This is a genomic window from Thalassotalea atypica, from assembly GCF_030295975.1.
GTDB classification, from domain to species: domain Bacteria; phylum Pseudomonadota; class Gammaproteobacteria; order Enterobacterales; family Alteromonadaceae; genus Thalassotalea_F; species Thalassotalea_F atypica.
Window position 1 is genome coordinate 4,115,973 of record NZ_AP027364.1, and the last position, 24,968, is coordinate 4,140,940.

General features: G+C 39.7%; 21 protein-coding genes and 1 tRNA gene. 13 read left to right on the plus strand and 9 right to left on the minus strand.

Annotated elements, in window-relative coordinates; genetic code table 11:
• Nucleotides 1-2: 2 nt before the first annotated feature.
• The 4 genes from prsK to QUE03_RS18490 all read right to left on the minus strand — a co-directional run bounded on the left by prsK (nt 3) and on the right by QUE03_RS18490 (nt 5,166).
• Nucleotides 3-2,027 carry an XrtA/PEP-CTERM system histidine kinase PrsK gene (gene prsK, locus QUE03_RS18475; RefSeq protein WP_286263446.1) on the minus strand — a complete coding sequence of 675 codons (2,025 nt, stop codon included), beginning with the start codon at nt 2,025-2,027 and terminating at the stop codon, nt 3-5.
• 87 nt (nt 2,028-2,114) lie between these two features.
• Nucleotides 2,115-3,209, minus strand: coding sequence for a nucleotidyltransferase domain-containing protein (locus tag QUE03_RS18480; protein ID WP_286263447.1), 1,095 nt, complete (start codon nt 3,207-3,209; stop codon nt 2,115-2,117).
• Nucleotides 3,206-4,123: an HprK-related kinase A gene (locus QUE03_RS18485; RefSeq protein ID WP_286263448.1), complete on the minus strand. Its 918-nt coding sequence runs from the start codon at nt 4,121-4,123 to the stop codon at nt 3,206-3,208. Before QUE03_RS18485 ends, QUE03_RS18480 begins: the two co-directional genes overlap by 4 nt.
• Nucleotides 4,124-4,413: 290 nt before the next feature.
• Nucleotides 4,414-5,166, minus strand: coding sequence for a hypothetical protein (locus QUE03_RS18490; protein WP_286263449.1), 753 nt, complete (start codon nt 5,164-5,166; stop codon nt 4,414-4,416).
• 658 nt (nt 5,167-5,824) lie between these two features.
• On the opposite strand from QUE03_RS18490, the gene QUE03_RS18495 reads away from it, so the two are divergent.
• A tRNA-Arg gene (locus tag QUE03_RS18495) sits at nt 5,825-5,901 on the plus strand.
• A 77-nt stretch (nt 5,902-5,978) separates the two neighbouring features.
• Here QUE03_RS18495 and QUE03_RS18500 read toward each other — a convergent pair.
• Entirely contained in the window at nt 5,979-6,209 is a 231-nt protein-coding gene (locus tag QUE03_RS18500) for a glutaredoxin family protein (protein WP_286263450.1), read from the minus strand.
• 101 nt (nt 6,210-6,310) lie between these two features.
• Nucleotides 6,311-7,099, minus strand: coding sequence for a response regulator transcription factor (locus tag QUE03_RS18505; protein WP_286263451.1), 789 nt, complete (start codon nt 7,097-7,099; stop codon nt 6,311-6,313).
• 492 nt (nt 7,100-7,591) lie between these two features.
• Between QUE03_RS18505 and QUE03_RS18510 the strand changes: the two genes are divergently transcribed.
• From QUE03_RS18510 to QUE03_RS18560, 11 genes are all read left to right on the plus strand, one after another.
• A complete protein-coding gene (locus QUE03_RS18510) occupies nt 7,592-8,563 on the plus strand; it encodes an AAA family ATPase (protein WP_286263452.1) in 972 nt (323 codons plus the stop codon).
• 11 nt (nt 8,564-8,574) lie between these two features.
• Nucleotides 8,575-9,537 carry a DUF58 domain-containing protein gene (locus QUE03_RS18515; protein WP_286263453.1) on the plus strand — a complete coding sequence of 321 codons (963 nt, stop codon included), beginning with the start codon at nt 8,575-8,577 and terminating at the stop codon, nt 9,535-9,537.
• Entirely contained in the window at nt 9,534-10,076 is a 543-nt protein-coding gene (locus tag QUE03_RS18520) for a DUF4381 domain-containing protein (protein WP_286263454.1), read from the plus strand. Before QUE03_RS18515 ends, QUE03_RS18520 begins: the two co-directional genes overlap by 4 nt.
• Nucleotides 10,069-11,112 (plus strand): VWA domain-containing protein, encoded by a 1,044-nt coding sequence (locus QUE03_RS18525; protein WP_286263455.1) that lies wholly within the window; start codon nt 10,069-10,071, stop codon nt 11,110-11,112. Before QUE03_RS18520 ends, QUE03_RS18525 begins: the two co-directional genes overlap by 8 nt.
• Complete coding sequence (locus QUE03_RS18530) at nt 11,112-12,731, plus strand: vWA domain-containing protein (protein WP_286263456.1); 1,620 nt, start codon at nt 11,112-11,114, stop codon at nt 12,729-12,731. The genes QUE03_RS18525 and QUE03_RS18530 overlap by 1 nt, the downstream gene beginning before the upstream one ends.
• Complete coding sequence (locus QUE03_RS18535) at nt 12,728-14,140, plus strand: BatD family protein (RefSeq protein WP_286263457.1); 1,413 nt, start codon at nt 12,728-12,730, stop codon at nt 14,138-14,140. The genes QUE03_RS18530 and QUE03_RS18535 overlap by 4 nt, the downstream gene beginning before the upstream one ends.
• A gap of 61 nt (nt 14,141-14,201) precedes the next feature.
• Nucleotides 14,202-16,523 (plus strand): tetratricopeptide repeat protein, encoded by a 2,322-nt coding sequence (locus QUE03_RS18540; protein WP_286263458.1) that lies wholly within the window; start codon nt 14,202-14,204, stop codon nt 16,521-16,523.
• A 189-nt stretch (nt 16,524-16,712) separates the two neighbouring features.
• Nucleotides 16,713-17,789 (plus strand): ketoacyl-ACP synthase III, encoded by a 1,077-nt coding sequence (locus tag QUE03_RS18545; RefSeq protein ID WP_286263459.1) that lies wholly within the window; start codon nt 16,713-16,715, stop codon nt 17,787-17,789.
• Between the two features lie 115 nt (nt 17,790-17,904).
• Nucleotides 17,905-18,555, plus strand: a complete 651-nt coding sequence (locus QUE03_RS18550; protein WP_286263460.1) for a single-stranded DNA-binding protein — start codon at nt 17,905-17,907, stop codon at nt 18,553-18,555.
• A gap of 62 nt (nt 18,556-18,617) precedes the next feature.
• The gene (locus QUE03_RS18555; RefSeq protein WP_286263461.1) at nt 18,618-20,753 is read left to right on the plus strand and encodes an SHOCT domain-containing protein; all 2,136 of its coding nucleotides are present in this window, start codon (nt 18,618-18,620) and stop codon (nt 20,751-20,753) included.
• 56 nt (nt 20,754-20,809) lie between these two features.
• Complete coding sequence (locus tag QUE03_RS18560; RefSeq protein WP_286263462.1) at nt 20,810-21,319, plus strand: TVP38/TMEM64 family protein; 510 nt, start codon at nt 20,810-20,812, stop codon at nt 21,317-21,319.
• A 37-nt stretch (nt 21,320-21,356) separates the two neighbouring features.
• Here QUE03_RS18560 and QUE03_RS18565 read toward each other — a convergent pair whose 3' ends face one another.
• Genes QUE03_RS18565 through ccoG form a run of 3 tightly spaced genes read right to left on the minus strand, consistent with a single transcriptional unit; the run spans nt 21,357 to nt 24,448 of the window.
• Nucleotides 21,357-21,995 carry a DsbA family protein gene (locus tag QUE03_RS18565; protein ID WP_286263463.1) on the minus strand — a complete coding sequence of 213 codons (639 nt, stop codon included), beginning with the start codon at nt 21,993-21,995 and terminating at the stop codon, nt 21,357-21,359.
• A gap of 36 nt (nt 21,996-22,031) precedes the next feature.
• Nucleotides 22,032-23,012 (minus strand): serine/threonine protein kinase, encoded by a 981-nt coding sequence (locus QUE03_RS18570; protein ID WP_286263464.1) that lies wholly within the window; start codon nt 23,010-23,012, stop codon nt 22,032-22,034.
• The gene (ccoG, locus tag QUE03_RS18575) at nt 23,012-24,448 is read right to left on the minus strand and encodes a cytochrome c oxidase accessory protein CcoG (protein WP_286263465.1); all 1,437 of its coding nucleotides are present in this window, start codon (nt 24,446-24,448) and stop codon (nt 23,012-23,014) included. Before ccoG ends, QUE03_RS18570 begins: the two co-directional genes overlap by 1 nt.
• Nucleotides 24,449-24,602: 154 nt before the next feature.
• Between ccoG and QUE03_RS18580 the strand changes: the two genes are divergently transcribed.
• Nucleotides 24,603-24,959, plus strand: coding sequence for a hypothetical protein (locus tag QUE03_RS18580; RefSeq protein ID WP_286263466.1), 357 nt, complete (start codon nt 24,603-24,605; stop codon nt 24,957-24,959).
• Nucleotides 24,960-24,968: the final 9 nt, after the last annotated feature.

A 24,968-nucleotide genomic window follows, 5' to 3' on the forward strand; every position in this document is an offset into this window, starting at 1 on the left:
TTTTATTTCTGACATGGCAATATTATTTGAAATATAGAGCCTTCTTGCTCAATACTGGTCACTTGCAGGCTACCGCCTTGCGACTCTATATACTGTTTTGCTTCATAGGCGCCAATCCCCATTCCAGCATTACCTTTGGTCGTATCAAAAGGCTTAAATAGACGACTTTTAATAAATTCATCCGACATACCAATGCCGTTATCGAGTATGCCTATTCGTAACGCAAATTCATCTTGAGAAATAGTAACTTTTACCCAGCCATCATTTGCCGTTGCTTCTTGAGCGTTTTGTATCAAGTGGTTAAGTATGGATTGAAACTCCTCTTCAACTTCTAGTGATAACTTTCCACTGATTTCGACTTCCACTCGTGGTTTATTAACATTACGTTGTTCTACCACTTTTGCAATGAGTTGAATAATGTCAGTATACGATTCACCGGTCTCAGCAGCTTGTTTGTTTCTCAATTGAGTCAACACCTTGTCTAGCCTTAATGTTGCTGACTCAACTGTTTCAAAGACATCATCAATAAACTCTGGGTTATTTCGATGTCTTTTAGCATTATTGTTAATCAATGCTAATTGCGCTTGGATGTTTTTCAGATCATGCACTAAAAATGCAGACATACGATGAAAAGCTTCAAACTGTTTAGATTCAGCCAAGCGAATTTTTGCCTCATTAAGCGATAAATAATTACTTAATTGTTTAGTAATCGCAAACAGCAAATCTCTGTCTTCCCAGTTGAGGTAACTTTTCGTATTGCCCAAACATAAAACAAACATGCCGTAAAGTTTACCACCACTGATTATCGGTACAATTAAATCGATTTGATTTTCTCTACACATCTCTATGTTTAAATTTAAACAAGGATAACTGTCTTCTACATAGGTATATTCTCGAATATCAATGATCCATGTATTAATTTTATAAAATTTTTCTACTGAACTTAAAATAATAGAATAATTAGCATCATAATCATCGTGGGTACGGTACATACACTTATAGTGACCATCATAGGCCTTAGTGACTAAAGCCCCTTTTGTGGCATTAATTGAAGTACAAATAATATCTGTAGCGGTTTGATAGCAATCATTACCATCTCTCACTTCCAGCTGTTCAATAGAATTTAACCACTCAATACGGTAATCATATTTATTCGCGTAGAAATGTTTAGTGATAAACACTTTTACTTCTCGTCGTAATCGTTCCGTAATTAACAACGCCATTAATACTGTGCCGCCTAGAGCAAGAAAAGCAATACTAATGACACTACCCCACTGACCACCAAAAAAATTTATCGCATAGCCCGCGACGGCCAGCAGAAGCAAATAGAGTCCGGAAATCAATAACATTGAATTATAAAAAACAACTTCGCGGGAAACAAAAACATCAACAGACCAATTTTTCATGCGCCTTGTACTGATCAATAACATTGGCATTGCAATAGTGATTAAATATCCGCGCGCATACCAAAAGGTGAAATCCAACTGATTAACCATTGAGGCCTGCGCAAAAATGACAAAATCGAAAACTGCCGTAGTACCCAAAGCAATCGTCATTGGCCACAAAGCCCATTTAACTTTGGCATCAGCATTTCGATAAAGTTGCTCAATTGCCACAATGGAACCCAGGCTTAAAACAAGGAATAAGATGAATATGTAATTACCACCGTCTGAGAAGTTAAACGACAACAACCAACATAGCACCGAGAATCCGCACCAAATAAGCAGGTAATTTTGAATTTTTTTATGACGAATGAAATGATGAAAGGTAAAAACGCCGAGATGAGTGCTTACTATTAACAGATACCAAAAAACATACTTAACGTTTTCTAATAACAAGACATATTTTAAAGAGGCTGTGAAATGAATTTGCCATGCTGCCATTAGCGATGAAAGCAGTGTTATACCGCTAGAAATTAGAATAATACGCCCAGAAAGGGTGCTATTTCTTGCTGCTAATAATAAAAGTATGAAAATAAAATAGATTACACTCGATAATACGTAACCCGACAAACCGATTATTTCCATATTAATCAACCATATAATTTACACAACGACCATGATAGGGATTCTACAAAAAACCTACAACGATTTTTCATTAATAAACTGAACTCACTAAACATCCGTATACTTTCTATTTTTCTGCCATTTAACATATGGGGCAAGAAATGCTTTGTGAGCTAAATGAGGAAGTAGAAGATGTAACGGCATCCTTAAGTAATGTCCACGGATATACATTAAAAGGTGTGCCACTTTATTTAGAATTAAATCATTGGTGTTTAATGGCGCAAACAGCACCTGACCAAAGAGTTTATCCATTAATTTAAGCTTTACTCTGTTAGGCGAATGTTTCGATAACTTATTGCTAACACTTGGGTGTATATCTGTCTTTAGGTATATACTAAGGTATCTAAACGCATAAAAAACCATAAGCTCAACACCTAGCTCAAAGGCACGTTCAACAATTTTTTCGGTGAATAAGTTGTTCTGTTTTTGGTGCTGCCTGAGCAGTAAATCAATATCTGTCATATCACGCATTCCTTTATCGAATTCACTTTCGAGAAATAGATGTACGATACTATGGATGACTCTATCCTCAGGGGCGAGAACATTAGTATCACTGCAGACATTTTTTTCAATTAATAGTGCGTCAAAGGTTAATCGAGAAGTTCGTGGCAATAAATTATGGTGCACGTCTAGAGTAGATCCTCGAGTATTATGTGTCAGCGCAGGAATTTCATGCATCCACTCACGGTAGTATAACTCATCATAAGCGTCAACATTGCCGGCTGACCACCCTTGCCATTGTAAAAATCTTTCTACGTTTGGCAAAGAGTTAATATTTGTATAGACATCGATATCCGAAAAGACTCGCCCATTCGAGGCATCATCCTCAGCCAATAAATAAGCCACTCCTTTAAGGTACACAGGGACTTGCCCTGACATTTTGAAAGTTCGGCTTACATGTTCCACCTCGATCATCATGTCTTTTTTATGTGCCTGTGCATAACGACATGCCGATTTAAAGTGCCATAATAGTTTTTCAGGAATAAAAGAGTTAACTTTTGATTTTTCAAACAAATAATAAAGCCGAGCTAACATGCCCGTCGCATATGCTTCTTTTATGAGTTGATTCCAGTTTTGATAGCTAAGTTTCTCGATTAGTGATGGAGAAACATACACCATTCTCAGTAATTCTAATTGGCTCATGATAAAGCTAACTGCTCCATAACTTTGGCCACTTCATGCAAATTGCCATCATAGGTCAATTCAAAGCAATCAGCATTATCCATTTGTTTTGCAATAGCCTTAAAACCAAGCTCTCCAAGAATTGAATAGTTGAATGACTGATTTGCTAGCTCAATAAACGCTCTTCCTTTAGAAAGCTCAGATAATTCAAACGCGATATCACCAATAAAACGAGGAAATATGACATATTTAATATCCACTGCTTCATCTACACGCCTCACACTATCTATAGGCGCCTGAAAAAGTGAGACTGAACCTTTTGCAGTATCTTTAACAATATTAGAGTGATATATATCTGGGCATAAACTATCGAGAATATTTATAGATTGATTTTTCAAACTGATAGGGCGAGGATTAGGTAATACTTTTCCCGAGTTCAAATCTATTAACGTAAGTTCATCAGAAAGTAATCGCCAACCACCAATATGAACCAGCCCAGCACAAAGGGTACTTTTCCCTGCGCCCGGTAATCCAGGCAATACTATCGCCTTGCCATATTTTTCAATGACAGCAGCATGAATGATGAGACTATCATGATAATGTTGGCTAACACACCAATTCATTCCCCACTCTAATAAAGGCAATGCTTGTACAGCAGGCAAAGGTTCAAATGGCTGCAAGCCACAAAAATCAAAATTAATTTGCGGCTTTATAAAGGAGCGAACGCCTGGAGTAAGCAATAATGAGATAGGAAAATCTATAAAGTCATCTTGTTTAACAAGCAAACTGTGCTGATAAAGACGATAAAACTCGTTTAGTAATGAAGGAATAGGTGACAATTTAACTAATGTATTAAAACGCCCTATTTTGATTTTTAAGCCTTCGTGGGTGAGTTGGTATGCTGCTGTATTAAAAGGAAGCTCAGATAAAATCATTCACATTTAACTACATCGACAATGCCAAGTTCAGTTAGCTTAGTAACCACTTCAGAAAAAACTAATTCATCAATTTTCAATAAATCAACACATAACAAGAGCCAATCATTTATTTTAATAGGCACATTATTACTACTCTCTGCTAAATATAAGTTCAACACACTCGACTGCTCGACACTGAGCAAATAAGTTTGTTTTTTCGATATAGAGTAAACAACAACTTCCTCATTTGTACAATAAAGACAATTGTCGCTATTTATTTGGGCTGCAAGCATAACCTAACAGTTAGGTTATCCATTTTGCCAATCATCAGATCCACTACCGTCAGACAAGCTATGGAAAAATGATGCATATTCAGAGGTACTCATATTTATCGATTCGGCAATAGTAATACCATTACGCTCATAAATATAACTTACACCCGGAGCTGGAGCTGGGGATGCTAAATAAGTCAGTTCATAAAGTAAATACAAACCAACCACATCTTCAGTTGAGATGTAATTATACATCCAAGGGTCTGGATTTGTACCACCGCCGCCATTCGCCAAAAAGGCCGCATTTAAATAAGTAGCCGCTGCATGCTTAACAATGTTGCCAGCATCGTTACCTCCAGATACAGCCCCTTCCATCACCTGCAACATTGAAAACGAGATACCACTCGAGTAGCTTACATAGTCTCCTACAACACCATTGGTAACTTTTCGAATATTGGCAGCGCCGGTATTAAACAAGGAAGAAAAGGATGCCGAAGAAGCTACACCCGCCTGTGCCCATGCAGTTTGCGTTATCTGCCCTCTATCATTCTTCCAGTTGCCAGGACTCCAGCCGTTACATAAGCTTCCGTCATGTGTCGTTAGTGATGTGCCTACCTTTACAGACATAAAACCAGAAATAGAACAACTTGCTGCAAAAGAAGGTCTATTACCAAGAATAAGCAATAAAGGAGAAGATTTAATAAGTTTTCTTCTAGCTGATTGCGAACTCTTTAAGGAATAACCTTCCTTATTTGGTTCACTTTTCACAACATCCATTTTATCTGCCATTTGAAGAACACTCCGATTACAACATTAATTAAAATCTTTAAACTCTAGCACAAGCAAAAAATATGCCGCCACCTTCTTTTAGTTGATTTTGTTAGAGTTACTGGGTCAATTGATAAAAAATTTACTTTGAAAAACTCTCTTTTTGTAAAATAACCTGACAAAAATATTATAATGAATTTATAGGTAATGACATCAGTATACGCACAAAATCTAATAGCAACAAGATAGCCTAACATTAGCCAACTACAAACACCTAACTTTAACAGATAGTACCAAAAAATTGAGTTTATTGTTTTATGTCCATGTGTAAACACCTTAGTCAATATCCATACGAGTAAAAGTTCACCATAACGAAAATACGCAAACCAGAATTAATAACACCTAGAACTTGGCGAAGCCCTTCACCGAACTGAGTCAGCAAAATTAAGCCAAAAATTTTGATAAGATTTAAGCTCATGAAAAAATCAAAAAAACACAAAGCCTTTTGATTTTAATTAAAGATATACTTTGAGTTGAAAGTGCAGCATTTCGCACCCAGTTAGACGGAATATTGAACGATTTTTTGTATGCTCGATTAGCAATAGAGTAAAACTAGACAAATGTAGGTAGAAAATATAGTATTCACGCGCTAATTAACTAACGCCTCCGTTAAATTTACCCACCCGTAGCTCAGCTGGATAGAGCGCGCCCCTCCGGAGGGCGAGGCCGCAGGTTCGACTCCTGCCGGGTGGGCCATCATTTAGACTATCTCAATCCACTAAAACTTATATAATTAGTATTGCTCGCCCACATTTACCCTTAGTGAAAAGTCTCTATTTGGCGCTAAATACTTTCTTAAAATTCTTTTCATTCCAACCAATCATAATTTCATTGCCTATCTTAAGGACTGGCACTGACCGTGCGCCTATCGCATCTAACTCTTTTCTACCACGTTGCATTTTTGCATTGGTTAAACGGTAGGGGATGTTGTTGTCATCAAGATATTTCTGAGCCTGCTTGCAGTGGCTGCATTTATCAGAAATGTATAAAACAATGCGTTTCATAGGTAGGGCTCTACTATTGAGTTATCGTTACTCATTATTTTACGGGAATAAATGTAGCGAGACAAAAGTCAAACACGATTAATTACTAATAACCTAAAAGCCTATTGGGTTAAAATCAAACCATTTTTAACTGCAAACTGTACGAGCTCTGAGTGAGAATTAAGAGATAGTGTATCCATTATTCGATACTTATGTGACTCTATGGTTCGGCTGCTAAGGAATAACTTTTCACCTATTTCTTTGGCCGTATAACCGGTGGCAAGTAGACTAATGATTTCGCGTTGTTTCAAGCTCAAAACAGACAAAGCATCTTCACTTTCTGCCATCGCTTGCTGGTGAAATTTTTGCTCGGTTAAAAGCTCAGAAAATTTCCAATAACTTGCGCACATTTCACCAATCAACTTCAATCTAACAAAGTAATGCTCTGGAATTGGCTCTTTATTCTCATCAAACTGACCAATAGCAAATCCTCCCCAGATAACGCCGAACATTTTTAGCGGTAACACGCAATGCCAACACATTCCTTGTGCGTAGAGCTTTTGCAGCACTTCTATATCAGTATTTTGCAATTGCTGACGGTCAAACTTTACGGCGAGTTTACTCGAATTCAAATAGGTTAAATAAGGATCCATATTTTCAACATCCGACGTGCTCGGCAGTTTTGGCACTCCATCTTGAGCTACAGAAATGGCATTACCATCTTTTACGAATGATTGTGACGCAGGAAACAAGGTCACCCTATCGATACCAAAACGTTTAATCACATCGAGAATGATTTCGTTTATCACCTGCTTTGTGTTAGCTAATGATGAAGTCATTAACTTATTCGATAAACTCGATAGATAGACGTCGAAAGATTCTTCATCTCGCGTATCAAATAATCCACTCATAGATTTATACTCACCATCAATTTAACTCACTTCAATCCCTTTAATTTATCTCGATTTAGGCCAAGACTCCACTAAAGAACAGCCGTTCTACTAATTTTAATCACAAATGAACAAATGATTAACAATCGTGTACTTTATCCTCTCCAGATCAGCGCTTTAAGTAACGCCACCACTCTTACGCGATATGCCCAATGTGTATGGTACAAAATATGAACAAGCCTATCATAGAACTTATTAAAAATATGAAATGGTACGTCAAATGGAAATTGGCTTAACCTATTACTTGAATGTTGATAATAAGCTAATTAAATTCAACCAATCGCAATCATATTTCTATCCTAATATTATGATTATACTTAATTCATCTCGTATTTATTAGGTGTTAACTGTGCTAGTTTTGTTTTCTATAAAATTAGTAATAATACTGTAGAACTGAGCCTATTAGTTTTACTATCCTAATAACATACAATTTTCTTCTCACAAGGGTTTACCATGAGCCAAGCACAACAAGACATTGCCACCTTATACCAACAAGTGAGCCGCTCGGTCATTGGGCAATCACATGTCGTGAAAAGCATGATCATTGGCATGCTAACAGGTGGGCATTTATTGCTTGAAGGACTACCAGGTACGGCGAAAACTCGTTCAATTAAAGCCTTGGCACAGACCATCAAAGCGAGTTTTGGCCGTATTCAATTCACTCCAGATCTACTTCCATCTGATGTTACCGGCACCGACGTTTATCAAGAAGTTGACGGTAAACCAAGCCTAACATTCCAAGCAGGACCAGTGTTTAACTCAATTGTGCTCGCTGATGAAATAAACCGTGCGCCTGCCAAGGTACAGGCAGCCTTACTAGAAGCGATGGCCGAAGGCACATTAACCGTTGGCGATATCACCCATAAATTGCCTGAGATTTTTATGGTACTAGCAACACAAAATCCGATTGAGCAAGAAGGTACATATCCTTTACCTGAAGCGCAAATGGATCGCTTTTTAATGAAAGTGAACGTGGATTATCCTGATTTTGACTCGGAGCTTTCTATTGTTAAATTGGTTCGAGGCGAAGAGAACAGCTCAGGCTTTACACCTGAACAAACCATCAATATTGAACATATTTTAACTGGCAGAAAAGAAGTACAACATATTCATGTTTCAGAGTTAGTAGAACGTTATTTAGTTAGCCTAGTCATTGCCACCAGACAGCCAGAGAAATACCCAAATTCAAAACTTTCACAATGGTTAACGGCAGGAGCTAGCCCAAGAGCATCGATAGCACTCGACAAATGTGCCCGCGCTCATGCATGGCTTGAAGGGCGAGATTTTGCAGAGCCTGACGATGTTCGAGCAATTGCCCATCAAGTATTGGCTCATCGCCTTATTTTGAGTTTTGATGCTATTGCCGATGGCATTAGTGCGCAAGACGTTGTAGACGAACTCTTACATCACGTACTTATCGGCTAAGAAGCAAGACGATGCAAAATAAACATCGAATTAAACAGCCCATATCAGATCTTGATCCGCGCATTGCTTGTGATTTCAAGGCCCTGTTTTTAATAAAAAATCAAGCAGTTGGCTTTGATTTTCTTGGGCACCAGAAAGCACGCAGTGTGCTGTCTGGCCGTCACCAGTCTCAATTTAGAGGCCGAGGACTGAATTTCGAAGAGTTGCGCCATTATCAAAAAGGCGATGATATCCGTACTTTAGATTGGCGCGTAACACTACGTACAGGCAAACCACATGTACGTGCTTACACAGAAGAAAAAGATCACCAAGTAGTGTTGTGTGTAGACCAACGCCGCAATATGTTCTTTTCTTCTGTTGATACCATGAAATCAGTGATTGCAGCTGAAATAGCAACACTTTGTGGATGGCGAATACTCGCAGATAACGACCGTATCGGTGCGCTTGTGTTTGATGATGAAAAGCAGCAGTGGTTTGAGCCCCAACGAAATCAATACCAAATAATGCGTTTAATGAGACACTTGGCAACCAGTACTCAACACTTAAGTAGTGCAGAATCATTGGCAAAGTCCGATCAAACTGAGCAACCATTTATAAAAATGTTACAGCAACTCGTAAGAACCAATGCTAAAAATAGAGTGTACATATTTATCAGTGACTTTCATGATTTGACTGCGGAAGCTGTTGCGCTAATCAAGAAAATTCAGCTTCATAACAATGTCTTGTCTGTCATGATCAACGATCCAATGGAACAAAAATTAGATATTGATAGCTCATTGATCGTTAGCGATGGCCAATGGCAGTTACGAATCGAATCATCGGATACCGAACTTGCTCAAAAATTTACTGACGAATTTAACCAAACCAAGCAGAATTTGTCCGATTTACTAAAGTCACAAAAAATACCTTTGATCAGTCTGGACACTGCGGGCTCACACATAATGCAATTTAAAAAAGCATTGGGGGCGAGATGATATTTGCATTTTTCAATAACCCTGGTGCTGGTGCTGCGAAGTACCTTCTAAGAGATTTAGTCGATGCACCTTTACCCCACAGCGTTGCTTGGTGGCCACAAACAATAGGTTGGGCGATCTTACTCGCCGTCGCTATACTTTTTTTATGTGTAAAATTGGTTCAACAAGCGCGTCACTGGTGGCAAAACCGATACCGTACAGAGGCAGCAGAGGCATTAGCCAAAGTAGACTTAGCCCAAACTCAAACAGCATTGCTACATATTCACCAAATACTGCAACTCACTATACGATATGCCTACCCGAACATTGCTAGCACCGAACTATATGGGCACTCGTTGATTTCGTTTTTAGAACGTACAGGTGATGTGGAGCTACCAAGTACTTTAGGCGCTAAATGGCAAAATGCCTTAAATCAACCTTCCCTTGTAGAACAAATAAGTAGGAATGAAATCTTGGAAATTCAAACGCAGCTTGTTCAATGGGCCAAGCAGCACACAGTTACAGCATCAATTGTTGAACAGGGAGATGATCATGTTTGAATTTGTCTATCCTGGCTGGTTTTTAGTGTTTCCACTGCCCTATTTAATTTATAAATTTGTACCTGCTTATCAAACTCGGCGTAGCGCAGTCAAAGTACCTTTTTTCGGTAAGCTGCTTGAGTTAATTGATGAAAAACCACAAGAAGGTGCTGAATGCCTAGAGCCGTCGACGTGGCAGAAAATAGCCATGATTTTGGCATGGACGGCAGTACTAACTGCACTTGCAAAGCCGATGTGGCTTGGACCCGTTCAGCAACGAGAGATGATTGGACGTGATGTTATGGTGGTCGTGGATCTTTCGGGTTCTATGGAAACGGAAGACTTCATGTTAAGCAATGGCGCGATGGGCTCTCGATTATCAGCAATTAAAGAAGTATTGACCGACTTTAGTCAAGACCGAGAAGGAGATCGTTTAGGTCTGATTTTATTTGGTGATTCTGCGTATCTGCAAGCACCATTTACCGCCGATCATCAAGCATGGTTAGAATTATTGAATGAAACAGAAGTCGCTATGGCCGGACAAAGTACACATCTTGGAGATGCCATCGGCTTAGCGATTAAGATTTTTAATCAACCGAACCAAACAAACCCAAATAAAGAAAAAGTCGCCATTGTTTTTACCGACGGGAATGACACTGACAGCTTAGTTCCTCCCATAGATGCTGCTAAAGTTGCCGCGGCGAAAGATATTCGTATTCATATGGTTGCAATAGGTGATCCGCAAACCGTAGGCGAACAAGCGATGGATATGGAAGTTATTGAAAAAGTGGCTTCGTTAACCACTGGCCAGTCCTTTATTGCGCTTTCACCCACCGAATTGCAACGTGTAAATCAAACAATTAGCGAACTCGAGCAGCAAACATACTCTAGCGTTAATTTTCAGCCAAAAATGAGCATGCATTATGTCCCTATTTTGTTTTTGCTGTTTTTGTATTTACTAGGTTTTTACAGTGCGATGTTTCGTCGCCAATATCAAAGCAAAGCCGTTAGGCAAAAAGCACGCTCTGTTGCATCAAATAGCAAGGGAGCAAAATAATGACTGACTACATTATATGGGAACAGTTTCATTTCATGCGTCCTTTGTGGTTATTATCACTTGTACCTGCCTATTTTGTCTTTTACTGGCGTTGGCGCATTGAAAATAAAACCAATGAACATCAAAAGAATCTGCCAAAGCATTTGCTAAAAGCCTTAACTGTTGGTCAAAATGCATGGCAACAACATATGCCACTTAAAATGTTGGCTGTAGTGGCAACGTTATTAATCATCGTGATTTCAGGCCCTACTTGGCAGCGACAAGCTTCTCCATTTGGTGAAGATAAGGCACCGCTGTTAGTTGTTTTAGATGTTTCTGCAAGCATGCTCCAAACTGATGTTAAGCCAAGTCGCTTGGCGCGCGCTAAACAAAAAATTGAAGACATTTTAAGCCAACGTAATGGTGGCCAAACCGGGCTAATTGTGTACACCGGTAGCGCACATTTAGCCATGCCTTTAACACAAGATATCGATATTTTTAAACCGCTGCTTCATGCTGTAACGCCACGTATTATGCCTAGGCAAGGGAAATTTGCTGAATATACATTGCCGCTTATTGATAAACAATTTGCCAAACAAAATGTCCCCGGCACAGTTTTACTAGTCACCGATGGGATCGGTAGTCAAACAGTTGAAGCGTTTGGTCAATACTTTGAGCAGTCCCGCCATCAATTATTAATATTAGCAATGGGGAATGATGAAAAGCCAAGTGATATTACATTAGATATGGATGGTCTGAATCGTTTAGCAAGCGTCAGCAACGCAAAAATAAACACAGTAACTATTGATAATGAGGACGTTAATTGGATAGCAAAGCAAATCAATCGCCACATGCAAATCAGTGCCGACAGCGCACTACCATGGCAAGACATGGGCTACTCACTGACATACGTGATCGCTGTATTATTTTTAATGTGGTTTAGACGCGGTTGGTTAGTGCAGTGGTCTGTGACGGGTATTTTACTAATCGGTATCGCAACACCTACGCAAAGCTATGCGGCTAGCTGGCAATTTGCCGATTTGTGGATGACTAAAGATCAACAAGGTCAATTGCACTTTAATCAAGGTGAGTTCATAGAGGCCGCCCAAGATTTCACCCAGCCTATGCACAAAGCAACGGCTTATTTTTACGCTGAAGAATACAAAAAGGCACACAGTTTCTATTTAAGAGAAGATTCGTTAGCTGCTATGTTTGGTGCAGCTAATGCGCTCGCCCATCAGCGTGAATATATTGCAGCGAGAAACCTCTATAGAGAATTAGTTGCCCTAGACAAAGATTTTCCTAATGCGGTTCATAACCTACAAGTACTGCAAAAACTGATTGATGAAATAAATTCAATGAGTGAGTCACAGGCAAACACTGAAAACGAAGCCTCTAAGGAATTAGGAGAAGCCCCGCAAACCAGCGACGGTGCAGACGAACAAACCACTAAAGAATTGATGATTGAAGAATCACTGAGTGCAGAACAAATACTGCAAAATGAAGCCTTGAATAGAAAGTGGATGGAACGTGTTCAATCCAATCCTGAGCGTTTTTTGGCAAGTAAGTTTCAGCTGCAATTACAGCAGAGCAAGTCCACCCAAACAGCTACTAAAAATAAAGCAGGAGCGCAGGAATGAAGTTGCTACTAAACCTAGCCTTTATGCTTATTTTAGGCTGCTTGTCTTTGACAGCAAACGCGATAACAATTGCGGAGTTGCAACAACAAAACCGCTTGGCCATTGATGCATGGGTAATACCGGATGCTAATCTTGCAGTGAAACAACAAGCTAGGCTCATCATAGAAGTGTCTACGGTACATTGGTTTGCTGGTGGTACACGTATTGCTCACATTGACATTGATAATGCCATCGCGTTGCATCGCGACAAATTAGCAAGTAACTCATCTGAACGTCGTAACGGTGTCTCATGGGCAGTGCAACAATGGGAGCTAACCATTTATCCACAAAAAAGTGGTGACTTTGTGATCCCGCCACTTCCCGTGCAAGTCACAGTCGCCGCAACGCCAAAGGATAAAGTATCAGGTACCTTAATCACGCCCGCGATAAAATTCTCAGCCAAACTCCCTTCGCCCTATCTATCTGAAGATAGTTTATGGGTGGCAGGGAGTGCTCTTGACGTACAACAGCAATGGAATGGCAAAGCAGCCCACCTACCTATCAGCAATGAGCAAAATGAAGGAAAGGAGGAGAGTTATGAGGAACCTATTATTGAAATAGAGATGGGTGACGCTATCACTCGCAAGATCACCATCAATGCGGAAGATAGCACCTCGGTCATGCTGCCAAACGTATTCGAAAACAAGACAAACCATTCACTTGATAAAGCGCAGCTGTACCTATCGCCTTCTCAACTCAACGACAGCCATAGTCGAGGAGAGTACTATGCTTCTAGGGTGGAAGAAGCAACTTGGATGGTACAAAAAGCAGGAGTGATTGAGCTGCCAGAAATTAAATTACAGTGGTGGGATACAACCAGCAATCAACTGCAAGAAATTGTTTTACAAGGTCAAACGTTCAGCGTCATTCACACGCCCAAAACGTGGTTAAAAGCCTATGGTTTGACATTGTTATCTTCATTGATTGCTTTAATAGTATTGATATTTTTACTAATTAGAGTCTTTCGACACATCAAAACCTTACCGACGCCAAATTTGATCGGCTTGATAAATGCGACATTAAAACAAAACAGGTCACTGGCAAATTTATACCTTTATCGTCGACTGTTTATCTTTCAAAAGAAGCTAACATTGCGCTCGTATTATGATGCATTACCTTCAAATTCCAGCGCTAAGAAGCAATGGCAAAGTCATCACCAACAATGGCAACAACAGTTTAGTGCTGAACCACAACGCCACAACACTAGTCTATTATTAAAACTAGGTTGCGCCGTTAGAAAAAAAGCAAGTGGTATAGCCTTTAGGTTGCCTAAGGCATTGCCAGAACTCGAAAAAATTAATGAATCAGGCTCTGTAAACACTGATACAAATGATGATAAAATTATGCGCAAAGAAAATAACCAAGCATAAAAAGCAGATGCGGGAAAGCAACTCCAAGCGCCGCATGAAATAAAGTTAAAAAGGACGTCAAATGATATCGTTACCGGGTCAGTCGGATAAAAAGTACTCCTCAACAAAAAAGCAAACATTGGTTATGTTATCCACGCTGCTCCTCATGTTTACTTTCAGTGGGTATTCACAAGCCGCAAATAAATCTACAGCCAATAAGCAATTTGTTGGAAGTGAACAATGTATCGACTGCCACCAAGAACAGTACCAAGCTTGGCAGGGCTCTCACCACGATATGGCAATGAAACATGCCACTGATGAAAGCGTACTTGGGGATTTTAACAACGTAACTTTTGTTTTTGATGAAAAAGAAAATCGGTTTTATAAAAAAGGCGATCAGTTCTGGGTGTATATCGAAGGGCCGGATCAAAAATTTCACCACTATCAAATAAAGTATACCTTTGGTTTTGAGCCATTACAGCAATACATGGTTGAATTTGATGATGGCCGAGTCCAACTTATTCCATTTACTTGGGATTCAAGAAAAAAAGAAGACGGTGGTCAACGCTGGTATAACCTCTACCCACAGTTTAATCAGTCACATCAAGATTTTTTCTGGACAAATACAGGGCAAAATTGGAACTACATGTGCGCAGATTGTCACTCCACCAATTTACAAAAAAACTTTGATACAAAAACCAATACTTTCAACAGCACTTGGAGTGAAATCAATGTTGCCTGTGAAGCATGCCATGGTCCAGCAGCCGATCATCTCAAATGGGTAAACGCCCAAGAGAATAATGACAGCACAGAGCACTTAGGTGCCAATTTAGGATTCAAACGTAGCTTAGCGAAAGCAGTAGCCAGCTGGGAGCATGATCCTAAGTCAACCACCTTAGTGCCAGGTGAAAAAGTTGACAGCCAGCAAGTGTTGGTTTGTGCACAATGTCATAGTCGCCACACACAAATCAGCAATGATGATCATGTCGCAAGTGGTGAATTTGGAGATAGGTACTTGCTAAGTTTGCTTGAACCAAATCTATATTACGCTGATGGGCAGATATACGACGAAGATTATGTGTATGGCTCATTTTTACAAAGTAAGATGGCGCAAGCTGGCGTAGTTTGCAGTAATTGTCACGATCCGCATACAGCAAAATTAAAAATGCCGCAAGAAGCTGTTTGCTTGCAATGTCATCAAGCTCCAACCTACAATAATGAAACACATCATCATCATAAAGAAGGGTCTGAAGGCGCACAATGTGTGAATTGTCATATGCCTGAAACCACCTACATGCAGGTGGACCCTCGACGTGATCATAACTGGCATACTCCTAACCCTGTGTTAGAGCAACAAATTGGCTCTCCTGATGTTTGTGTCGATTGTCATCAAAAAACCGATCCGTCTAAAGATCGAACATGGAGCAAACAAGTTCATGAAAAATGGTTTGGTGTAAAACAATTAGAACAACCTCATCCGGCAACAACATTTTTTGCCGCTGACAGAGGGTATCAAGGTGCAGCAGATGCCCTATCACACATAGCGCAAAACTATCAATTTTCAAATATAGTGCGTGCTTCCGCTTTGATGAGAACCAGCAATACGCCAAATAGAAATACTTTAGTCGCCATCGCACGTGGCGTTAAACACCAAGATAGCTATATCCGATTAGGAGCAATTGATGGTGCGCAGAATTTCCCACCTAAAGAGCGTTGGGAAATATTGGCCTTATTGTTGGATGATAAAGTGCTCGCAGTGCGCACCGAAGCTGCGAGAACCCTAGCGCCGATATGGTCTGAGCTAAATAAAAATCAGCAAGATAAGCTACAACCAATATTAGACGAATACTTGTCCATTCAAGAATTTAACGGTGATCGCGGCGCTTCCCATTCAAATATCAGCAATATCGCGATATATCAGGGCCGTTTTGAAGACGCAGAGAAAGCCCTCAAAAATGCTATTCGTATTGAGCCCCACTTTTCCGGAGGTTATCTCAATCTAGCTGATTTATACCGTCGCCAACAAAAATCTGCAGAAGCTATTAAAACACTTAAACAAGGACAACTAGCACAACCCGATGACGGAAATATTCCTTATAGTTTAGGTCTTGCCTTTATTCGCCAGAAACAATCAGCGCAAGCTATCACATATTTCAAACAGGCTGTCGCCATAGAGCCTCAAAATGCCCGTTTTCATTACGTACTTGGACTAACAATTCAAGAAACCGATCAAAAAGTAGCACAATCGTCGCTACGACAAGCTTACGAATTGAGTAATAATCCTCAATATTTATACGCGTTATGTGAATTACAGGTCAATATTAAAGCGTTTCAAGCAGAAAAATGTATTGCCGAATTAACTCCATTAGTGCCGAAGGAGGTCATTGACAAGCTTAAGCGCTAGTAAAATCTCCGATACACTTCTCGATGAACAGGTTAGATTCATGCCACGAATTTAACCTGTTTTTATAGTCATTCCGTACCACTCAGAACCAAATTCAATTTCACCGCATTATTTGAGTTAAAAACTTTTCAAGGTCATACCACTAACGTAAAATGTTTGCCACTTACTAATGAAAAATAGAGAGAATTCATGCAATACGCTGAAATCACAGGCTGGGGAAAGTGCCTTCCACCCGCAATATTAACCAATGAAGATATTGCCAAACATGTAGATACTAGCGATGAATGGATCACATCTCGAACAGGTATAAAAGAAAGGCGTATATCCCATGTGGGGACGGCAGAATTAGCGGCACTAGCAGCAAAAAGGGCCATAGCAGCCGCAGGTATTGACCCAACAGAAATCGAGCTGGTTGCCTTAGCTACATCAACTCCCGATATGTTAGTCCCTAATTCCGCATCGAAAGTCCAAAACCTAATTGGAGCAAAAAACGCCGCGGCCGTTGATATGAACTCCGCATGTACCGGTTTTTTATATGCACTGCAAAGTGCCACAGCTCAGGTGAGAATGGGCGCAGTAAAAAAAGCTGTAGTCATTGGCGCAGAAAGAATGAGTTGGTTTGTCAACTGGTCACAACGTGAATCTGCAGTATTATTTGGCGACGGTGCTGGTGCTGTAGTCATTGAAGCGACCGATAAACCGCTAGGTTTGCTTAATGCAAAATTAGGTTGTGATAGCGAAGCAAGAGACATACTGCAGGTGCAAGGTTTTGGTACTGAAATTGACCGCTATGATAATCCAGCGGCCGCATTGAATATTCAGTTCATCGGTAAAGAAATTTTCAAACGTGCCGTACGTGGTATGGGTCAAGGCGCTAACACCGTGATGGAGCAAGCGAATATTAAGGCTTCAGATATCAATTTACTGGTACCACATCAAGCCAACTTAAGAATCATCGCTGCACTGCAGAAGCAGTTTGAACTCTCTGACGAACAAGTCATGGTTAATATTCACAATTACGGCAATACATCCGCCGCCACTGTTGCCATCGCACTTTGTGAAGCAGTAGAAAATGGTCGAATTAAGCCTGGAGATAATATCATGACAGCCGCTTTTGGCGCAGGCTTAACTTGGGGTGCAGGCTATATCAAATGGGGCGATCGAATTACCCCAGTTAACACCTGTGATGACAGTTTGCCTGCCAGCGATAAATCAGCACTCGAATTACTTTCAAATGCCATGACCTATTGCTTAAACAAGGCATAAATCGCCCTCTTTAAATATAAAGTTAATAACTAAGCCAGGCTGACAGTAATTTGAACTTGTCAGCCACTCCTTGATTGCATACATTATCACTCATTAATCATTTTACTCACTTCCTATGACCTCATTTGAAGAACATAATCAGCAATGTGCCGTTACCTTGTTAGGCAACCTAGTTGCTAAGCCTGAAATAAGATATCTTGCTAACCCAGTGCTGGCAGTGACTGATATTACACTAGCGACAACCCATAAGTGGCTCGACAAGAAATCTGGAGCAACCAAAGAGTGGACCAGTTACCACAATATTAAGGCGGTAGGTAGAATCGTAGAGTCCGCACTGCAACAGGCTAACAAAGGGGATGTAATATTTGTTCAAGGTTATATTGCGAACAATAAACAACAACCACTTGAAATTGTTCATGCAACCGCAATTGAGCACTTTGCTAAAAGTTATACCAACGCCATTAATCAGGTGATCTGCAGCGCAACTATCTGTTCTAATGTCCAGTTAATTACCACAGAGCACAACAAACAGATGGCCACATTTGACGTCACTATCAGTCATCAAGTGTATTCTGAACATAAGCAAAAACTTGTAACTCATCAAATATCTCGCCCTGTACATGTTTGGGGCAAGCAAGCTCTCTACGTCCACAAAAATGCGGCGTTCGATCAAAGTATTATTATTGAAGGAAAACTGGCTTACGCCAACAATAATACGCGCAGCCAATTTTTAGAAGCAATTCAAGTACATTTACTAAAAAAATAAACAAATACATGGGTTTTGTTTGCTTTTTTGCAACATATTGTTAAATATTGCTATACATTCTATTGAAATCACAACAAGGAAAGGCTTCGGTCGTTGTCGCAAAAATGATATTCCCTAGAGCGAGGATAATAAACACTATACATAAAACTCTGATACTCTTATTAGGCTGTTTTGCGCAACACATATCAGCAACTACCATAGAACCTGAGCCTATTGCAGTTATTGCAAGTGACACGGTTAATGAGTGGCAACATATACTGGCAGATCCGAGCAAAAATGATCGTTACTATTTAATTTCCGCATCTGGAAACTTCCATGCCTTAAACAAAGACACATTTGATCAGAAACCTTTTTTCTCTTTGCAAGACATTAACGTCAATGCAATAAAACTAACAGCGGTCGCATTACACCCCAATTTTTCCATTAGAGACCAAGTCGGTTTTCACGTGTTTTATACTGCCCATATTGAACCGACTGTTAAGAATAAGCGTACAAATCGCATCAAAGGCAGCCAAACAGAGGTCTTATTTGATCTCGTTATTAATGAATGGCAAATGCTCAAAGGGAATACTGTCGATAAGGACAGTCTGCGAGAAGTTATACGCATCGGTGTACCTAGTGAAAGCGCTCATGTTACACAATTGGCGTTTAGCCCTTTCAAAAAATCTTGGAATGATGATTTTGGCCTACTCTTTATTGCGCTAACTCAAGACCCTCAGCACAACAAAGTGCCGTTATATTCTGGCGCAATTTTACGTATCAATCCGGAAAAGTTTGGACTTAGAAATTACACTATCCCCAATAACAATCCTTTCATTAATCAAGACGACATTAATAACGAGTTGTTCATCATTGGGGTACAAGCATTGGATCAATTTATCTGGCCACGAAAAGTGGACTCATCATTCCTGCTATCGCACGAATATAACAATGAACGCTTACTAACCATCGCTTCTCCTAAAGATGACTATCGACAAATCTCCCCAACAAACAGTTTACTCAAGCATACAGAGCCCGTTAAAAATCACGGTTTAATCGCGTATAACGGACGATTATTAATGCATTTATGGGGCAGTACCGTATTTTTAAGTGAGGAAGACGGCAATTGGCAACTACAATCACTCGTGATCACTGACCATTCAGATCAAACAAGAGCGCCCGTTGTTGAATGGCAATATCAACCTGAGAATTTAAATGATAAGGGGCCATTAGTAATATTCCAAGACGCTGCAAACGAAATCCTTGTGTTGAATCAGACCAATCATCAACTGAGTAAACTAACTCTCCCGCTGTTAGAAAACAACACCCCCAATGAAACGCTAAATATGGACTCTGAGAATGAGAAGAGCTACATCAACCTGATTTACTTACTGGCGATACTCATCATTATTATCGCTATGCTTTGGATGATAACGATCTTTCTTAAGAAAAAAACATCTTCACGACATATTTTAGCACACCAATACTCCGCAATTAAATTCAGTGAATCCAAGGAGCATATTTCTCTTTTTAAATATCATCAGAAAAAAGCCGACGTTGTCCTTAACGTCAGTGATATCGTTGAAAGCAATATCATTTTGAATGATGCTATTTTCAATACCATCGACCATGAACATCTTTTTAGTAATAACGCAGAAAAAGATTTACGAGAGCAGTTTAATAACGAGCGTCTTAATAAAATGGTCTCTGATCGAATCCGGCAACTCAATATTAAGTTTATTAGCAAAAATGAACATGAATACGCTGTTTGCATTTACCTTAGAAAAGGAGACAATCGAATTACGCGTAAGAAATTTGGCGACAGTGTTGAATACGCAATTGATTGGTGCTGGACAGTATCAAAAAGCATATCGCCAACAAAAACTGAACAACGCAACAAGCGGCCAGAACAACGAGAAGAAATGCTTAAGGCTCCTTTGCACCAACAACTTATGCAGACAAAAACAGACCCTGCCCAACCCCTGAACCCAGAGCCTAAAGTCGCTTCTTCATCGGATAATCATAATAGCGCGCAAAAAAGCGAACTATCGAAAAAAATACCGCAAGACCCTTTGCCAACAAATCACCACGACACTACAATAAACACCGAACTGGTTGATGCGCTTGAGAAGCTCGCGAATTTAAAACAGCGAGGCGCATTAACGGAGCAAGAATTTGAACTAGCAAAGCAAAAAGTTTTACAAGGGTTATTAAAATAAACGCCGATTGGTTAATAGAATTCCCCACCATACTCAATGCAATTCAACATGGTGCGATGGGATATCTCATCTTATTCACAGCCTTATCTATTGGAACAGGTATTGGTTTACCACGACAAATTGCCGCTTTAACTGCTGGCTATTGTTTTGACTATTGGATTGGATTTAGTTTAGCGTTAAGTGCAACAACACTTGGCTGTTTTTTCAGTTATCAAATAGCACAAATGGCATTGCACCAAAGAGTACACCGTCGATATCCTGTACACACAGCAAAAGTACACTCATTTCTTTCAACAAGTACTTTCATCAAAGCCTTAATTATCCGTATACTGCCTTTGGGCTCTAACTTTTTAACGAACCTCATTGCCGGCGCTACAAACATCCCACGCTCGCCATTTATTATTGGCTCATGTGTCGGTTTCATACCTCAAATGCTACTGTTCTCTCTGATTGGCAGTGGCATAGAAGTAGCGCAACACGACCAACGATCACTGGCTATACTGCTAACTGGCGTGTCACTGATACTAATCATAACGCTGTATTTTAGGCATAAAAAAACCAGCTAACTTAGTTAGCTGGTTTTGTATTCACAAGAACACGAGTTTATTTGTCTAACTTGACTAAATACTCAATCAAATTCTTGTAATCTTGTTCAAAGTTATTACGGTCTAACTTATCTGCGTTGATACGATACTTGCCATTGACAACAATGGCAGGTACACCTGTTAAAGCACGCTTTTTAGTCAAATCATCTTGGCTCTTCTTCATTAGTTTTGCTTTACTGTTAACCGCAAAACTTTTGAATGCTTTGTCAAATGCTTCGCCGTCTACACCATTTAACACGAAGATATTTCGAATATCTTTATCTGCAGAAATGACCGCTCGTTGCTTTTGAATGTAGTTGAAAATTGCAGCAACCACTTTCTCTTCCACTTTTAACTGCTGTGCAGTTGCTAGTGCTTTAGTTAATGAAAACTGAATTTGTGGTGATGCCATACGCAAAAAATCAACGTGATTACGCTCAAACTTCACACCTTCTGGTAAGCCTTTTTTAACACCGGCAAAAAAAGGTTCGAAACGTAGGCAATGTGGGCAATAGAAAGAAAAATATTCTCTCACTTCTGGAGACTTAGAAGCTTTTTCACTCACTTGAGTGTATTGCACACCTTCAGTGTAATTAGCCGCGTTTGCTATAAACGGCAAGACTAAAGCCATTAATAAACTAGCAAAAGTTTTTTTCATTTTAAAAGTTCCTTGGGTGTTTAACACCGGTTTAAATTAAGCAGGCAGTAAGCTCAATGGGTCTTGCGTGAGGGCAGCATGTTGTTCTTTTAACATTAACACTTGCTGTTCCCAATACTTTTCACTATTAAACCATGGAAAGTTATGTGGAAACGCAGGATCACTCCATCGTTTACATAACCAAGCCATATAATTGACTACGCGCATTGTTCGTAATGATTCTATCAGGGCTAGCTCAGAAGAATCAAAAGAAAAAAACTCTTCATAACCCGACAACATCGTATCCATTTGTAACAATTGTTGTTGCCGATCCCCTGACAACATCATCCATAGATCTTGTATTGCGGGGCCTTGGCGGCAATCATCTAAGTCAACAAAGTGCGGGCCGTGCTCTTCACGCCACAGTATATTTCCAGCATGACAGTCACCATGCAGTCTAATGGTCTGGTTGGGTTGATATTGCTGACAGGCCAAATCTATCACTTGGTCTAAGATAGTAAAGAAGGCAACCTGAACGCCAGCTGAAACAAAACCAGAATCAACAATCGTTTGTCGCGCTTGAATCAAAAACTCTTCCGTATTTACCGTTGGTCGATGCTCAAATACTTTTTTCGCGCCAATGGCATGAATTCGCCCTACAAAGCGCCCCATCCATTCCAATTGTTCCAAATTATCTACTTCGAATATTCGGCCGCCACGGCAGGGATATACTGCAAAGTTAAATCCTTGATATTGCAAAAGGCTTTTATTATTAACTTTTAACGGTGCAATGATTGGTAACTCTTGCTCGACTAGTTCAAAAGCAAAGTCATGTTCTTCCAATAGGGCTTGTTTACTCCAACGCTCGGGGCGATAGAACTTAGTGACATATTTAGTGCCTTGCTCATTGTGAAACTGATAAACCCTATTTTCATAGCTATTAAGCGGCAATAACCCCGAATCAACGTTAAATCCAGCGCTTTCTAAGCCATCTAAAATTAGATCAGGGCTCAGAGTCGAAAAATCAAAAACAGCCATTAGCGCGTTTTAAAGAATCGAGATTCTGTCTCTAATTGAACATCAGCATCATCATTAATTAGCTCAATAACAAAATGTATATCAGTCATATATCCCTTAAGTTCATACGGGTCCACAGCAAGGCTTATCGGTAAGGTAAAGACTTGTGCAGCTTTTACATCAATTTCTTGTGGTCCTATCCATTTGGCGTTTTCTATGCCTTTCACAGATAAGCGGTATCTATTATTGTGCTGAGACTTATTCAAAATTTTAAGCGTGTATACATTCTCAACTTCACCATTAATATTCTCACGTGCTAGTGCATTTCGGTCTCGAATAATGTCCATCGCAACGGGAACACGATTTACCACTTCCAGCACAAGCAAGGTACTCATGATACACAAAACTACGGCATAGCCAATCAGCTTGCTTCTAACAAAATGTACTTTCTTACCTTCCAATTCATGCTCAGTGGTATAACGTATTAGGCCTTTGTCATAGCCCATGCGATCCATCACACCATCACAGGCATCAACACAAGCACCACAATTGATGCACTCATACTGAAGGCCATTGCGAATATCAATGCCGGTCGGGCACACCTGAACACACAAATTACAATCTATACAATCACCCAGCCCAAGAGCTTTGTGATCTTGCTTGCGTCCTCTAGCACCTCGGCTTTCTCCGCGCTTAGCATCGTAAGACACCGTAATGGTATCTTTATCAAACATAGCTGATTGAAAGCGAGAGTATGGACACATATGCAAACACATGATCTCACGCATCCAACCCGCATTGCCGTATGTGCAAAAAGCAAAAAAGAAAATTGTTAAAGTGGCAGCCATCGAGGCATTGAAGGTAAAGAAGTCAACAAAAATTTCTTGCATTGGCATGAAATAGCCGACGAAAGTCAGCGCTGTTAGCGTAGAAAAAAATAGCCAACAGCTGTGTTTTAACGCTTTTCTCCAAAACTTATTGAAATCTAGTTTCTGACCGTCCAACTTTTTACGTTGATTTGCTGTCCCTTCAATTTTTTCTTCAAACCAGATGAAAATAAATGTCCATACGGTTTGTGGGCACAAGTAGCCGCACCAAACCCGTCCTAAAAACGTAGTCACAAAAAAGAGTAGAAAGGCACCTAAAATGAATAACCACGCTAATAACGTCAGATCTTGAGGCCATAAAGTCAGGCCCCAAATATTGAATCGTTGCTCAGTAATGTCGAATAAAATGGCCTGCTGACCGTTAAATTGCAACCATGGTAAAAGCGCGAATAAAAACAAGAAGAAAAAATTCATCTTTTGCCGTAAGCGCTGAAAAACACCTTCAACTTTGCGCACATAAATTTGATCGCGAGGATTGTGTCCAGATTGAACACTTTGATTAGGCTGATGAATTTTAACGTTTTTAACCGGGATAGTTTCTATTTTTGCAGTAGGTTTTTCGTGCTTCACGGTAAATCCTTGGTACTCTTTGCAACGCGATACGAATAAATTCGGTACAGATAATTGAGATAACAGGATGCTCTTATAAAATATCGCTATCTACGTTGTATTATTATCGGAAAATTTATTATTCTATAACCAGTTAACTATTATATGACATAACATGAAAAATATATTGATCTTAATCGTAGCAATTGCAGTATTTTTACACTTTTATCCACAACCTGAAGTAACTTCATTCTATGAAGAGAAAAAAGAGCAAGTTCTAACAGCATTTTCAGATGCTACAGATACAAGAGTTCGCCTTAAAGCCAGTAAAGTGCATTCTGAGATAGAAAAAAAATTCTCAACCTTTCGTCCAAGTGAACAAGAACACATTCAAGAAGTTACTTTAACAAGTGCATCAATTATTACGTATTATGAAAAATATTGCCGCGGCACTAAACGAGACCAAAAGCTACATCCAGATAATCAAAAAACAATCTGCAGTGTAATGACAAAATACTCTAAATATATGTAAGCCAAGTTC